General features: G+C 74.1%; 12 protein-coding genes. 8 read left to right on the forward strand and 4 right to left on the reverse strand.

The window, feature by feature from the left end:
• Nucleotides 1-446: 446 nt before the first annotated feature.
• From FIV44_RS32005 to FIV44_RS08630, 7 genes are read left to right on the forward strand one after another with little or no spacing between them, the layout of a single operon-like run.
• Nucleotides 447-923, forward strand: coding sequence for a hypothetical protein (locus FIV44_RS32005; RefSeq protein ID WP_342778887.1), 477 nt, complete (start codon nucleotides 447-449; stop codon nucleotides 921-923).
• Nucleotides 920-1,618, forward strand: coding sequence for a glycosyltransferase family 2 protein (locus FIV44_RS08610; protein ID WP_219996349.1), 699 nt, complete (start codon nucleotides 920-922; stop codon nucleotides 1,616-1,618). The genes FIV44_RS32005 and FIV44_RS08610 overlap by 4 nt, the downstream gene beginning before the upstream one ends.
• A gap of 5 nt (nucleotides 1,619-1,623) precedes the next feature.
• Nucleotides 1,624-1,863 (forward strand): hypothetical protein, encoded by a 240-nt coding sequence (locus tag FIV44_RS31205; protein ID WP_219996350.1) that lies wholly within the window; start codon nucleotides 1,624-1,626, stop codon nucleotides 1,861-1,863.
• On the forward strand, nucleotides 1,860-3,182 hold the full coding sequence (locus tag FIV44_RS08615) for a Wzz/FepE/Etk N-terminal domain-containing protein (RefSeq protein WP_141004083.1): 1,323 nt from the start codon (nucleotides 1,860-1,862) through the stop codon (nucleotides 3,180-3,182). Before FIV44_RS31205 ends, FIV44_RS08615 begins: the two co-directional genes overlap by 4 nt.
• Nucleotides 3,179-4,081 (forward strand): sulfotransferase, encoded by a 903-nt coding sequence (locus tag FIV44_RS08620; RefSeq protein WP_141004084.1) that lies wholly within the window; start codon nucleotides 3,179-3,181, stop codon nucleotides 4,079-4,081. The genes FIV44_RS08615 and FIV44_RS08620 overlap by 4 nt, the downstream gene beginning before the upstream one ends.
• Nucleotides 4,078-5,388: a hypothetical protein gene (locus tag FIV44_RS08625; protein WP_141004085.1), complete on the forward strand. Its 1,311-nt coding sequence runs from the start codon at nucleotides 4,078-4,080 to the stop codon at nucleotides 5,386-5,388. Before FIV44_RS08620 ends, FIV44_RS08625 begins: the two co-directional genes overlap by 4 nt.
• Nucleotides 5,342-6,955, forward strand: coding sequence for an oligosaccharide flippase family protein (locus FIV44_RS08630; RefSeq protein WP_141004086.1), 1,614 nt, complete (start codon nucleotides 5,342-5,344; stop codon nucleotides 6,953-6,955). The genes FIV44_RS08625 and FIV44_RS08630 overlap by 47 nt, the downstream gene beginning before the upstream one ends.
• A gap of 170 nt (nucleotides 6,956-7,125) precedes the next feature.
• Here FIV44_RS08630 and FIV44_RS08635 read toward each other — a convergent pair whose 3' ends face one another.
• The 3 genes from FIV44_RS08635 to FIV44_RS08645 all read right to left on the reverse strand — a co-directional run bounded on the left by FIV44_RS08635 (nucleotide 7,126) and on the right by FIV44_RS08645 (nucleotide 12,229).
• On the reverse strand, nucleotides 7,126-8,205 hold the full coding sequence (locus tag FIV44_RS08635; RefSeq protein ID WP_141004087.1) for a glycoside hydrolase family 16 protein: 1,080 nt from the start codon (nucleotides 8,203-8,205) through the stop codon (nucleotides 7,126-7,128).
• The gene (locus tag FIV44_RS08640) at nucleotides 8,202-9,275 is read right to left on the reverse strand and encodes a glycoside hydrolase family 16 protein (RefSeq protein WP_141004088.1); all 1,074 of its coding nucleotides are present in this window, start codon (nucleotides 9,273-9,275) and stop codon (nucleotides 8,202-8,204) included. The genes FIV44_RS08635 and FIV44_RS08640 overlap by 4 nt, the downstream gene beginning before the upstream one ends.
• A 113-nt stretch (nucleotides 9,276-9,388) precedes the next feature.
• Nucleotides 9,389-12,229, reverse strand: coding sequence for a fibrinogen-like YCDxxxxGGGW domain-containing protein (locus tag FIV44_RS08645; protein ID WP_141004089.1), 2,841 nt, complete (start codon nucleotides 12,227-12,229; stop codon nucleotides 9,389-9,391).
• A 226-nt stretch (nucleotides 12,230-12,455) separates the two neighbouring features.
• On the opposite strand from FIV44_RS08645, the gene FIV44_RS08650 reads away from it, so the two are divergent.
• On the forward strand, nucleotides 12,456-13,073 hold the full coding sequence (locus FIV44_RS08650) for a hypothetical protein (protein ID WP_141004090.1): 618 nt from the start codon (nucleotides 12,456-12,458) through the stop codon (nucleotides 13,071-13,073).
• Between the two features lie 466 nt (nucleotides 13,074-13,539).
• Here the strand turns inward: FIV44_RS08650 and FIV44_RS08655 are convergent, their stop codons facing one another.
• The gene (locus tag FIV44_RS08655) at nucleotides 13,540-14,310 is read right to left on the reverse strand and encodes a class I SAM-dependent methyltransferase (RefSeq protein WP_181411058.1); all 771 of its coding nucleotides are present in this window, start codon (nucleotides 14,308-14,310) and stop codon (nucleotides 13,540-13,542) included.
• Between the last annotated feature and the right edge of the window lie 50 nt (nucleotides 14,311-14,360).

Genomic DNA, 14,360 nt, shown 5'->3' on the forward strand with positions numbered 1-14,360 from the left:
TCGGGGTGGCTGACCCTGTGGTTCGCCTACATGACCGTCGGCGGCTATCTCGGGCTGCTGATCCCGACGGCGGTCGTCCGCACGCCGCTGAGCCACCTGCTGCCGGGCGGGCTGACGTCGAACGCGCTGGTCGACCAGATGGTCGTGCGCCGGTTCGCGCAGTACAACCCCGACGGGTTCCTCGAGGTCTCGCCGCGCCCCACCGCGCCGTTCCTCTACACGAACAACTGGGGCAGCGTCTACGCCCTGCTGGTGCCGTTCGTCGTCGTCTACATCCTCCACACCCGGTCCGAGCTCCGCGGCCGGCTGGCGGCCGGCGTCCTGCTCCTGTCCGTGATCCCGGCGTTCCTGACCCTCAACCGCGGCATGTTCGTCAGCCTCGGCGTCGCGGGGCCTATCTCGGCCTCCGCGCCCTCCTGGCGCGCCGCTGGCGGGCCCTGGCGCTCGTGGCCGCGGTCGGGGTGGCCGGCGTCGTGCTCTTCAACGTGCTCCCCGTCAGCGAACGGCTCGGGATGCGCCTCGACGAGACCGCCGCGGCGACCAGCAACGACTCCCGGCTCGCGCTCTACGCGCAGTCGCTGACCGCGGTGAGGGAGTCGCCGCTGCTGGGCCACGGCGTGCCGATCGAGGCCAGCAATCCCATCGACCCGCGCGTCGGCACCCAGGGCCAGATCTGGATGCTCCTCGTCTCCCACGGCCCCGTGGCCGCTGTCGCATGGGTGGCGTTCTTCGCCGCGATGCACCGGCGCGGGCGCCGACGCGGGGACCCGATCGGCGTCGCGAGCAGCACCGTGCTGATCGTCGGCACCGTCCAGCTGTTGTTCTACGGCATGCTCTCCTACGGGCTGCCGCTGTTGATGGTGGCCGCCGCGGTGAGCGCGCGCGGCCCTGAGCCCGAGCCCACAGGAGTGGTCGTCCCATGAACGCCCCGCCGTCCCGGCCCTCGTCCCCCAGCGTCGGCGTCGTGATCCCGACGCACAGCCGCCCCGAGCTGCTGCGCCGCGCGGTGGCCGCCGTCGTCGCGCAGGACTACGCCGGCGTCATCGAGACCGTCGTCGTGTACGACGGCACCGAGCCCGACCCCCACCTCGCGGCGGTCGTCGGCGCCGCACCGGAACGACCGGTCCGCATCCTGCGCAACACCCGCACCCCGGGCTTGGCGGGCACCCGCAACACCGGGATCCTCGATCTCGACACCGACTACATCGCGTTCTGCGACGACGACGACCACTGGCTCCCGGAGAAGATCACCCGGCAGGTCGAGCGCGCCACCCGGCCCGACCGGCCGGAGATGGTGACCTGCTCCATCACCGTCGACTACGACGGCCGGCGCAGCGACCGGCTGGCCGGCACCGAGACCGTCACCCATGCCGACCTCACCCGCTCCATCCTCGCCATGCTGCCCCGTCGTCCTTCTTCTTCGACCGGGCAGCGCTGGTCGAGCGGATCGGCCTGGTCAACGAGGAGCTCCCGGAGAGCCAGCTGGAGGACTGGGACATCAAGCTGCGCGCCTCGAGCCGCCGCCCGATCGCCCACATCGACCGTCCGCTCACGATCGTGCAGTGGGGTCGGTCATCGCTGTTCGCGCGTCGGTGGAAGTCCAAGAACGAGGGGCTGAAGTGGATGCTGAAGCACCACCCGGCCATCGTGGCCGACCGCCGCGCCGCGGCCCGGGTCTACGGCCAGATCGCCTTCGGCGCCGCCGCCGACGGCGACCGCGCCGAGTCGTGGCGCTGGGTGCGCCGCTGCGTGCGCGCCGATCCGCGCCAGTGGCGTGCCGTCGTCACGCTGGCGGTGCTGGCCCATCCGCCCAACGCCGAGCGGGTGCTCAACGCCCTCCACCAGTTCGGGAGGGGCGTATGAGCGACCTGCACCCCACCGTCGAGGTGGGCCGGTTCGTCACCGTGCTCCTGCGCCGGTGGCGCACGATCGTGGTCTGCCTGGTCGTCGCGATGATCGCCGCGGCGGCCTACCTGGCGCTGGCGCCGACCTCGGTCACGGCCACCGCCCAGGTGAACATCGAGGTGATCACCGACCAGCCGTTCTCCGGCCAGCGACAGCCCTCGGCCCTGATCGACGCGGCGACGGAGCGGGAGCTGGCGCGCTCCACCGAGGTCGTCGAGCGCGCGGCGGAGGCGCTCGGCGGCGGCATCACCGCGCGCCAGGTCCGCCGCGGTCTGAGCGTCGAGGTGCTCGCCGGGGCGACCGTGATGCGGATCGGCTACACCGCCGACAACGCCACGACCGCGGTGAAGGTCGCCGACGAGGTGGCCTCCCAGTACCTCCGCTACCGGGGCGAGCTCGCCACCGAGCGGCAGCAGGCGGCGCTGGCGCCCCTCATCGAGCGCCGGGACGCGCTCCAGGCCCAGCTGCAGCAGGCCGCGACCGGCCGGACCGCCCTGCTGAACGAGCTGAGCCAGCTGGTGAGCCAGATCAGCGGCATCACCACCCTCGGCACCTCGGGCGGCACCTTCCTGGTCCACGCATCGGACGTCGCGCCCACGGTGTCCCCACGCAGTACGACGGTCCTGGCGGCCGCCGGCCTGCTCGGCCTGCTCGGCGGTGCGGTCCTCGCAGTGGTCGCCGACGCCGTACGACGGCGGGTGCACGATGCCACCGACGTCGTCGCCGGCGGGGGTGGTCCGCTGCTCGCCAGCCTGCGGGCGCGGCAGCCCGCCGAGCTCGCGTCCGAGCACGACGCCGATGCGCTGCTCACCGCGTGGCACCGCCTGCGTCCCCAGATCGACGTCGACGTCCCCGTGATGCTGGTCGTCGGAGCCTCCGACGGAGCGCCCGCCGCGGAGGTGGCCCAGGCCCTGGAGCAGGCCGCGGGCGCCGTGGAGGCGATGGAGGCGATGGAGTCCGGGAGCCCGACGATGACGCGACGTCCCCGCGCGGTGCCGGTGCCGGCCGAGGAGGGCCACGCCGTCGCGCTCAGGCTCGCGCCACGGGCGGGCCTGGTGGTGATCGCCGCCGAGAAGGGGCGCACCACGGTGCGCGAGATCGACGCGCTGGTCGACCACCTGGCGGCGGTCAGCGTGCGCCCCGCGGGCACCGTCGTCGCCCACCGGTTCCGCGAGGCCGGCACGGCGCCGCACCGGCGCGGCGTGGGCGGCGGTCCGACGCCCCTCGCGCTCGAGGCCGGCGCCGCGGAAGCCACCGGCCGGGGAGGGAGGCAGTGAGTCGGCTCGCCGAGGCGAAGGAGGAGGCGCCGCGCTGGCTCAAGGACGTCGCGAACCTGACCACGCGAGGCTATGGACTGGCCACCTCGTCGCTGCGGCCCGGGCCCGACTTCCTCGTGATCGGCACCAAGCGCGGCGGGACGACGTCGCTCTTCGGCTACCTCACCCAGCATCCCTCCCTGCTCGGCCTCTTCCCGGAGCCGCGCGGCCGGAAGAGCACCGACTTCTTCTTCAAGCACGACGGCCGGAGCGAGCGGTGGTACCGCTCGCACTTCCACACCCGCCAGCACCGCCGGCGCGTCGAGCGGCGCACGGGCGACCGCCCGCTCGGCGGCGAGGCGTCGCCCTACTACCTGTGGGATCCCCGCGTCGCGCGACGCGTCCACGACCTCGCTCCCGGCGTCAAGGCGATCGCCCTCCTCCGGGACCCGGTCGAGCGTGCCTGGTCGCACTACCAGGAGCGGACCGAGAACGGCGTGGAGCCGCTCGGGTTCGCCGCGGCGCTCGCCGCGGAGGAGCGTCGTACCGACGGGGAGCTGGACCGGATGCTCGCCGATCCTGCCTACTACAGCAGCGCCCACGACTGGTACAGCTACCGGGCGCGCGGCGTCTACCTGCCGCAGCTGGAGAACTGGCTGCGGGTGTTCCCGCGCGAGCAGCTGCTGGTCCTGCGCAGCGAGGACATGTACGACGACGTGCAGGGCACCTTCGACCGGGTCTGCGCCTTCCTGGGCGTCTCGCGCCATCTCCTGCCGAACCGGCGGCCGCTCAACGCGAGCCGGACCAGGTCCTCGGTGCCGGAGCCCCAGCGCGCGGAGCTCGCGGAGTTCTATGCCCCCCACATCCGCCGGCTGGAGGCGTTCCTCGGCCGCGACCTGCACTGGACCGGAGCGTCGTGAGATCCGAGGAGAGGGCGCCGACGGCCCCGGCGGCACGCCCCGCGCTCGCGCCGGGATCGGGACACCCCGCCGGCGCGCTGCGACACGTCGTCGAGCAGCTGTGGGCGCCCGTGCTGGCCTCGGGCGAGATCCGCGTCGCCACCGGCCCCGACGCCGAGGGCGACGGCTGGACGGACGTCGAGCGCTACCTCGCGCTGCCGTCGGTGGAGACCGCGACGATGCTGCTGCCGGCGGCGAGTCGCGAGGTGCTCGCCGGCTCGCTGCTGAGCTTCCGGCGGCTGCGCATGCCGGCGCCCCGGCTCCAGCGGTCGCTGCTGGGCCGGATGGCGGGCGCGGGCCTTCCCCTGCCCTTCCCCGCCGTCCGGGTGCAGGCGCGGTCCGGGCCCGGCGAACGAGCGCTGCTGCCGACCGAGCGGATCGCGCGCGACCTCGGCGTCGCGCGACTGCACGCGGCGATCGGCGTACGGACCGGTGGGAACCGGAAGGCGACCCTGTCGCTCGTCGACGACGACGGCGCTCCTGCCGGCTTCGCGAAGTTCTCCTGGGAGGCCCTGAGCGCGGCGGGGGTGACCCGGGAGGCCGACGCCCTCACCGCCCTCATGACCGCCGCCGGCGGCTCGGGAGCGGTCGGCGCCCCACGCCTGCTCGCCCGCGGCTCCTGGCACGGGTGGCCCTACCTGGTGACCGAGCCGCTCCCGGCCGACAGCACGCGGCTGCGGGGGGACGACCTGCCGAGCGCGCAGGAGATCTTCGCGCTCGCCCCCGTCGTGCGCACCGATCGCCTCGCGGCGACCCGCCAGTTCTCCGGGCTGCGGGAGCGGGTGGCGACGCTGGCCGCCGAGGGCCGGGAGCGGGAGCTGGTGGGCCGGGTCGCCGAGCTCCTGGACCGGATCGCCGGGAGCACGCTGCCCGTGGCGGCGCGCTGGCACGGCGACCTGACCCCGTGGAACTGCGCCCGCGACGGCCGGGGCCGGCTGTGGTGCTGGGACTGGGAGTCCAGCGAGCCCGACGTGGCCGCGGGCCTGGACGCGATCCACTGGGCCGCGACCACCCGCACGCTGCGCGGGGAGCGGTACGGCGGGCGGCTGCTCGCCGCGGCCGCCGAGGAGGCCCTGCCGATCCTGGTCGCCGCGGGCCACTCCCGCGCCACGCGGACGGTCGTGCCGGCCCTGTACGCCGCCACCCTGGTCGAGCGCGCCGTCGACCTCGCCGCCTGCATGGGCCGCTGGTACCAGGACTGGCTGCTCCCCGACGAGGCCCGTGACCTGCTGGAGGCGGGCCACGTCCTCGCGGGGACGGCGCCATGAGCCAGGCGACGGCCAAGTCGCCGACGCCTGCCAGTCCGTCCTCGCCGGACCCGTCGCCGACCGTCGCCGCGGACCTCCGAGGCGCCGCTCGGGCGGGCTGGTCACCCTGCTCGGCGCCGCGGTCAGCACCGGGATGGGCTTCGTGCTCACGATGGTGCTCGCCCGGCAGTTCGGGGCGCTCGGTGCGGGGATCGTGCAGCAGGCGATCGCGGCCGCCACCATCGGCCTCGCCCTGGGCCGGCTGGGGATGGACACCACCGCCGTGTGGCTCCTGCCCCGGCTGCGGCGACAGGATCCCGCCGCCGCCCGCGGCGCCTGCGTGGCGCTGATCGGCTGGGCGGCGCTCGGCGGGACCGCGGTCGCCGGCGCCTGGCTGCTGCTCGACGCCCTCGTCGGCCCCGCCCTCCTCGGCGATCCCCGGGTCGACCGGGCCGTGTCCGCGGTCGCCTGGGCGCTGCCGTTCGGCTCGGTGATGATGGTCGCCCTCGCGGCCACCCGCGGCTTCGGCGGGGTGGTGCCGTTCAACGCGGTCGGCAATATCGCCGTCCCCACCGCCCGTCCGGTCGTGGTGCTCGCGGTCGCCGCACTCGGCGGATCGGCGGCGGCGGCGGCCGCCGGGTGGGCCGGCGTGCTCCTGCCGGGCGCGCTCGTCGCCGTCGCCGTGATGGGGCGGCGGCTGCGCCGCCAGGAGCGTTCCGCACAGGGCCGCCGCGGCCCCTGGCTCCCCACCCGCGCGGTCCGGCGCGACGTGCTGGGCTTCGGCCTGCCGCGCACCGTGTCGACGCTGCTGGAGCAGTCCCTGCTCTGGCTGGACGTGATCCTCGTGGGCATCCTGGTGGGCCCGGCGGCCGCAGGCGTCTACGGCGTCGCGTCCCGCTTCGTGGCGGGCGGCCAGGTGGTGATGACCGCGCTGCGGATCGTGGTCGCTCCCCAGTTCAGCGCGCGCCTGGCCGCCGACGAGAATGCCGAGGCCGAGGAGCTCTACGCCGTCACGGCGACCTGGATCGTCCTGTTCGGAGCGCCCGTCTACGTCCTCCTGGCGTGCTTCTCGCCCACGCTCCTCGGACTGCCGGGCGAGGACTTCACCGACGGCGTCACGGCGATGATCGTGCTGTGCGCCGGCGGCCTCGCGCTGCTCGCCGGCGGCAACATCCAGTCGCTGCTGCTGATGACCGGCCGCAGCGGCTGGGCGGCGACCAACAAGGTCGTCGTCTTCGCCGTCAGCCTGGTCCTCGACCTGGCCCTGATCCCCGGGTGGGGGATCCTCGGCGCCGCCGTCGCCTGGACGGTGTGCATGGCGCTCGACGGCGTCCTCGCCGCGGCCCAGGTACGGCGCTTCACGGGCATCCGCCCGGCCGCCCGCCGGATCGCGCTCGCCCTGGCGGCGGCCACCGCCGCCGCCGGCCTGCCCTCGCTGCTGCTCCTCGCCACCGTCGGCCAGAGCGTCGCGGGGATGGTCGCGGCGACGGCGCTCACCGGGCTGGTCGTGCTCGCCCTCGCAGCGCTGGGCCGCCGACAGCTGCGCCTGGACCTGCTGTCGGGCCTGATGCGGCGGCGGGCGCGGTAGCCCACGTTCTCAGCTTGGATCCGTGGATGGGCGCCGTAGCGAGCGGCACTCCAGGGGTGTGATCGCAAGGCGCGGGCGCGACAGCAGTCTGGTTGACTGTTGAGCGTCCGCAACGCCGCGAGCGCGCCGCTGGCGTGTCGCGTAGTAGGTGGCCATCCACGGATCCAAGCTCAGGGCAGCTGGTAGACCCGGACGTACTCGATCTCCATCGTGCCCTCACGCTCGCCCACGACATTGCCGTCGTCGTACCCCGTCGCCGTCTCGCCGCCGGTGTAGCCGCTGCTCCGCGGCAGCGCGCCGCCGTAGGCGAGGTTGAGGTCGATGGCATGGCTGGTGTCGAGGACCGCCGGCCACGACGGCCGCACCGGCGTCCGCGCCTGGCCGGTGTGGGCCACGGTGACCCGGCCCTCGGCATCGGTCGCATAGCGGCGGACGCGCTCCCCGTCGAAGCCGCGGACCGGCTCGCCGTCGACGTACCAGGCGATCTGCTCCTCGTCCCACAGCAGGCCGTAGCGGACGAAGCGGGACGTCGTCGCGCCCGGGTAGGTCCCGGCGTCGACGCCCGTCAGCGGAGGCCCGGGATCGGTGCTGCCGGTGCGCACGTTGTGCCGATGGTCCGAGCCGGTGTCGCAGGACGCGGCGGTCGAGCAGCGGTAGTGGACCGTCTGGAGCGCCAGGTCGGGATGGCCGCCGTCCTGCTCCATGACGTCGAGCTCGCCGTACTCGGGCCACGGCGGCGCGCCGTCGCCACCGGTGTGCCAGAACGCCCCCCAGTACGCATTGCCCTGCGGCAGCCGGATCGCGGCCTCGACGTAGCCCCTGGTGAAGGCGAAGCGCTGGGGCGCGTCCCGGTCGGCGCGGGTGGTCACGGCACCGGAGGTGAAGTAGTACGTGGGCTCGCCCGTGTCGGGGTTGATGCCGCCGCAGGTCACCGTCTTCCTCGCCAGCCGCAGGTGCAGCCGGCCGCCGTGGACCGCGACGTTCTCCGCCCGGTAGCACTGGTCGACGCCGAGGGTCGCGCCGTAGTTCTGGTCGTCGCGGACGTTCCACTTCGCGGGGTCGAGCGCGTCGCCGGTGAACTCGTCGGACCAGACGAGGCGGTAGCCGGACGGCGCGGGCTCCTCGACGAGGGACGGCGGCGGCACCGGACCCGCCGGAGGGTCGGCGGCGCCGGCGAGCAGCCCGGCCGCCGCCAGCCCGGCCAGCACGACCACAGCGGCCGCGACGACCACCGCGCGCCGACGGCTCATCGGTCGTCGCCGGCGGATCCGTCGCCGGCGGATCGGTCCCGGGGCACCCAGGTCTTGACGTAGTCGACGAGCAGGGTGGTCCGGTCGCCGGACCAGTCGGTCGTGGCGTCGGGCTCACCGCCCCAGCCGCCCACTTGGAGGTTGATCCGCAGGCTCCAGGTCTTGCCGGCGTCGTAGAAGTCGTCGTACCAGCCCGGCGAGCCCGGGCAGAAGGCCGCGGTCGGCTGCCCGTCGATCCACATCACCATCAGTCCGGGCGTCTTCTGGATGGTGTAGGTGTGCCAGCGGGTTCCGCGCCGGTCGCCGAGCTCGGCGGAGCTGAACCGTCGCGCGACGCTCTGGTGTCCCCGCCCGTAGTCCGTGTGGATCGTGTGGTGGAAGCGAGGGCGAGTGCCCTTCTGATGCGTGGTCTCGACCAGGTCGATCTCGCCGCCGGAGCGATCGGCCGGCCGGAGCCAGACCGCGGCCCACATGCCGCGCTCCATCGGCACCTTCACCCGCACCTCCATCCGGAACGTGTCGGGCAGCGCGTAGCGGCCGTTGGTGTCGATGAAGCCCGACGTGAAGGAGCGCCCGCCGACGGCCTCCCGCGCCGCGCGGATGGCGAGCTTGCCGTTGCGCGTGCTGACGTTGCGCGCGAGCAGGTAGCTCGACTCGTGGTCGAGCCTGGTCCGGTCGCGGACGTTCCAGCGCGATCGGTCGAGGGTGTCGAACCGCTCGTCGAGGTCGCGTCGCCACACGATGCCGTCGGTCCCGTCGGACCCGTCCGGCTCGACGCCGGGCTCGCGGCCCGCCAGGCAGAAGCGGTCGACGGGCCGGATGGTCGGCTCGGCGGACGGCGAGCCCGGGGCGCCGGTCGGGTCGGCTGCCGTGGGGTCGGTGCTGGTGGGGGCCGGTGCGGTGCCGGGCCCGGGCGTCGAGCGACCGGCGCCGTCGTGGTGGCGGGCGTCGTCGTCGCGCTGGGCGCGCTCGGTCACCGCCCACACCACCACCGCCAGGGCAACGACGACCGCGACCGCCATCACCAGCCACCCCCGGTGAGCGGAGAGGCGCTGTGCCGGCCTGGGCATCGACGCCCCACCTCCCGTCGGGCCCCGGCGTCCCGGGCGACTCGCCCGGGGCCACCGGCGGCGAGCGGGGATCGGGCCAGCATAGCGACGGGAGGCGGACGGGACCGCCTGGTCTAGTCAAGCGTGGCGACGGCCCCCGCCTCGAACGTCAGGTCCGGCGTCCCCCGGTAGTTGAGGTGGGTCTCCGCGGCGATCACGTTCCGGCCCTGCCGGAGCAGGCCGAGCGGCACCTCGACCACGACCGGGCTCGACTTGGCGGCCGCCTCGCGAGGCGCGACGACTGCGTAGGTCTGGTGCGTGACCGGGCCGTCGGGCAGGCCCCGCCGGGCCACCTCGACGCCGTTGACGTAGAAGACCGCGCCGTCGTTGGCGACGCCCGTGAGCACCAGCGACCGCACGGCGTCGGGGTCGTCGATGGTGAACGCGTGCCGGAAGTACGCCGTGAGCGGGCGGCTCGAGGTGGGATCGAAGAGGTCGAGGCTGGTCTGCACGGAGGTGGACCCCCACCCCAGCACCGCCGTGCCCTGCTGCCACCCGGTGTCGTCGTACTCGGGCTGCGCCCAGGTCGCGGGCGGCGCCTGGGCCTCGTAGCGCCACCGCCAGCTGGCGTCGTTCGGGACGACCTGCTGGGGAGCCGCGCCCCCGACGGCCAGGACGCCGGTGCTCGCCGAGACGTTGCCGGCGCCGTCGGCGGCGCGGACGAAGTACCGGGCGTCGTCCGCGTGCGGGACGGTGATGCTGGTCGCGGTGGTCACCGCGATGGGACGGTCGTTGCGCAGCACCTGGTAGCGCACGCCGCTGGGGTCGCTGCTGGCGTTCCACGCCAGCCGCACGCTGTCGGAGCCGTGCTCGACGAGGCGGAGCCCCCCGGGCGTGGCCGGAGCGGTGGCGTCCCGCGGCGCGAACCGGGCGAAGCCGCCCGACCAGTCCGTGGCGCTCTGCCGCGAGGAGACGGTGACGATGTCGCCGCCGACCCAGAGCCGGTCGTTCGAGTCCTTGGTGATCGCCCAGACGCCGTACCCGACCCGGGTCTTGAACGTCGGCACGAAGCCGGGCACCCGGGCACCGGTCGCCGCATCCCACATCCCGACCGCATGCACGGTGTCGGCCTGGCTCCACGGCGTGCTGTCCAGCGGCCACTTGACGGCGTCGGCGTAGGAGTTGTCCCAGCAGTGGCAGCCGGCGAAGACCTGGTCGCCGTCGGCGGTGACCGCCTGCACGTCGCCCTTCGGGTCGAAGATGTTGGTGCTCAGCCGTTGGAACGTGCTGGTCGAGAAGGAGAAGAGGCTGTGCTCCGAGCCGCCGACCCAGACCCGGTCGCCGGCCTCGGCGATGGCCTGCTGGTAGTCGTTGCTGCTGCTCCAGGTGGGGTTCCACGCCGGTGTCGCGAGGCTCGCGGTGGCTCCGGTCCGGAAGGCGGCGGCCTTCGGCGCCGCGAGGCCGTCGGCCTGGGTGAAGTAGCCGGCCGAGTAGACGCGGGTGCGGTCGGCCGCGCCGTCGACGTCGACCACGGAGCCGTTGAGGTTGGGGTTCCAGCCGTTCGTGGCGCTGGCATCGGCGACGTTGACCCGGCCGAGGTTCCGCATGAAGGAGGGGTTCGCCTGCGTCCTGCCCTTGAGGTGGGTGAAGGCGCCGCCGAGGTAGAGGTAGTCGCCGTCGAGCTCGAGGGCCCGGACGTTGACGACGCCGCCGGTGAGCCGGTTCTCCACCGTCAGCGACCAGGTCGGGTCCACGGCCCCGGTGACCGGGTCGAGGGCCACGATGCCGGTGGCGGCGGTCCCGTTCGCGTGGGTGAAGGAGCCGCCGGCCACGATCCGGCCGTCGGGCAGCGTCGCCAGGGCACGGACCTGCTCGTTGAGAACCGGCCGGAAGGAGGAGACCCAGGCGCCGGTGTCGACGTCGAACGCCGCCAGGAAGGACTGCTCGACGCGTCCGGTACCGGAGGCGTCCTGCTGGACGTAGCGGAAGTTGCCGCCGACGTACATCCGGTTGCCGGACTGGGTGAACGCCTGCACCTCGACGCTGCCCTCGCGGCTGGTGTCGCCGGCGATGCCCGTCACTCCCCACGGCAGGGGGTCGGCCAGGGAGTTGGGCTGCGCGGTCTGCTCGACCGCGGTCGTGCCGCCGTCGGGGATGGCGGTGAAGCCCTCGGTGGACCTGATCTTCGGACGCAGATAGACCTGCGTCACGGGGAGCGCCTCCCCGCCGCCGGACGGCGAGTACAGGTAGGAGTCGGCGTTGGCGGATCCGCCGACGCCGGTGCCGTAGCCGAAGCCGAAGTTCCAGGCGGTCGAGGAGCGCGAGGTCGTGATCACCCGTCGGTAGCTGCTGTCGGCCCCGAACGAGCTGGTGTTCCCGCCCGACCAGCTCGAGCCGTCGAACGAGTACGACGTGAGCGGGTGGGGCGCGTTGAACGACCACACCCACCGGTCCCGCCGGCTCGGCTTGAACCGCGCCTCCTGCCACTGGCTGCCGGCGGCGTTGCGGGCCCGGCGGAGGCGGATGCCGTCGGTCAGGTCGGCGACCCGGCCGCCGTCCAGGAGCTGGTCGACGGCCTGGCTCGGGAGCTGGTGCACGTCGGCACCGCCGGCGAAGGACGGGCTCAGCAGCGCGGCGCGCGTGCCCTTGCCGTCGTAGTCGGGGGTCCAGCCGTTGCGGCCCTTGGCGATCAGCACCCAGCCACCGCCGTCGGTGGTCATGTCGCAGTAGAACTGCTGCGGCTCGGGCATCGACGGGGTGAGCAGCCAGTAGGCGCCGTCCGGCGCGCTCGGTCGCAGCTGCTTGATCTCCCAGCACGAGCCGGCCGCGGTCTGCTGGGTCGTGCCCAGGGTGACGGGGTCGGGGGCACCGGGCTCGGCCGAGACCGCGGGGGTCGTCGCGACCGTCAGGCCGGTGACCGCCGTACCGACGGCCAGGACGCCCGCAGCCAGCCGGCGGATGTTGCTGCTACGCACTCTCGAGCACCTCGTGTGGTCAGGGACGTCGCTTGCAGACGTCGGCCAGGACGTGGCCCGGCCCACGCCGTCGTCAGCCTGCTGGCAGGGCACCGTCAGTGTCTTCATCAGGGTGGATGAATAAGTCGTCTCGGCTGCGGTGCGCCGGCCCCGCGGGGACGATGCTCGGCACGGATCCGGACTCCGACGGGTCCGGCTCAGCCGTGGAGAGGTGGACGAGGTGTCGGTGCGCAGGACCCTGGCGTGGACGCTGCTCGCCGCGCTCACGACCTCGGGTGGGCTCACCGCCTGTTCGGGCGACGGCGAGGCCGGCCGGACCGGCGCCGCGCCGTCCCCCTCCGCGTCCCCGTCCGCGTCCCCCTCCGACTCCCCCTCCCCGACGACCGATGCGTCGACGCCAACGGCCTCCGCGAGCGGCAAGGCCCGCGGCAAGGGCGTGCCGCCGCCGATCGTGGCCGAGGCCGAGCAGGTCACCGAGGACCTGCTCTCCGCGGTGGAGCGAGCCCTCGCCACCCCTGCCGCGGCGGACCAGATCGACGAGGACCTGATCGCCGGCGCCGCACGGGAGGCGCTGCTCGCCCAGGCCGCCGAGTACGCCGACAACGACTGGCGGGTGACCGGGACCCCGCGCGTCGTCAGCATGGTGGTGCGCAGGCTCGGCAGCGACCGGCTCCGGGTGCGGGCCTGCCTCGACCAGTCCGACGTGACGGTGACCGGCGCCAGCGGCGACGAGCTCCCCCGCGGCTCCGCGAGCACGCGCACCCGGACGATCTACACGCTGCAGAGGGCCGGCGACCGCTGGCAGGTCGTCGACCAGACCTTCCCCCGCAACCCGGACTGCTAGGACGGACTGCTAGGACGGCGGTCCTGCCCGGAGCCACCGGCGTGACGGTCTCGCACGGACCCCGATGCGCTCCTCCAGGTCGCGCAGCTCCGTCATCACGTCGCTCGCCACCCAGATCCGGTTCCGGGCGGCTCCTGTGATCTCGTGGAGGATCCCTGCGTCCTCGAGGCGGTCGACGGCCTCATCGGTGCGGATCCTCGTCGAGGCCGTGACCCCCTGGGCGCGCGCGATGTCGAGGATCGGCGCCCGCAGGGGCTGAGGTCGCTCCCTCCGATCCAGTTCTGCCGCTGGCGTATCGGCCCGCCCACGCGCCCTCCACGCGGTCGTCGGACAGGAGCATGTGGTGGGCGGCGCTGAGAACGGCGTCCTCGGTGAGGGGAGAGCCACCGTCGGTGGACGCGGTCAGCGAGGCGAGAGCGCGCGATCGGCGATGCGCGCCACGGGAGTATCGGTTCCTGCGAGCTCCTCAGGCCGAGATCCGGGCCTTGACGGAGGCGAGCCTGCGCATGACGGAGGAGTCGACGATCGTGAGGAGCTGGTCGAGCGGCGCGGACGGCGCGGACCGGCGACCGCCGATCATCTGCCGGGCATTGACGCCCCACGGGGTGAACAGGCCGGCCTCGGCGAGCTCGTCGACGGCGCGAGCCACGTCGTCGGCGTAGTAGCCGTAGTCGTCGAAGACCACGATCCCGTCGGCCGACAGGTGCGGCAGCCAGTGCTCGCCGTCCTCCCGGACCGCGTCGTAGGAGTGCCAGCCGTCGATGTAGAGGAGATCGATCTCGCGCCCGTCCCACTCCCTCGCCGCCTCGATCGAGGTCGCCCGGACCATGTCGACGAGACCGTCGGGGTCGAGGCCCCGGACGAAGTAGCAGAACATGTCCCAGGTGGGCAGCTCCTCGATCCCGAGCATCTCGAGATGCTGGCGGTCACCGGTGTGCGGGTCGATGGCGGTGATGCCGCCGCCGCGACCGAGCGCCGCGAGGATCTGGGCCTGGAACACCGCGCTGCGGCCGAGGTACGACCCGATCTCGACGACCGTGGGCTCGGCGGGCAGCGACTGGAGGGCCAGGGTGAAGGCGGCGGCGTGGCGCTGGTCGAACCAGCCCGGTACGCCGTCCGCGGCCTGCCAGGCCGCGTCGAACTCGGCGGGCAGCAGGGCCTGGATCCGCTCCCACTGGTAGCGGCGGACGGCGGCGGCGCCGCCGTCGGTCACGCTCCGGCACAGGGCTGAGAGCACGTCGATCTTCCTTCCGGACGGCGGCGCCGTCATCGTCGATGTCATCGGGA

It is taken from the genome of Nocardioides humi, assembly GCF_006494775.1.
GTDB lineage: Bacteria > Actinomycetota > Actinomycetes > Propionibacteriales > Nocardioidaceae > Nocardioides > Nocardioides humi.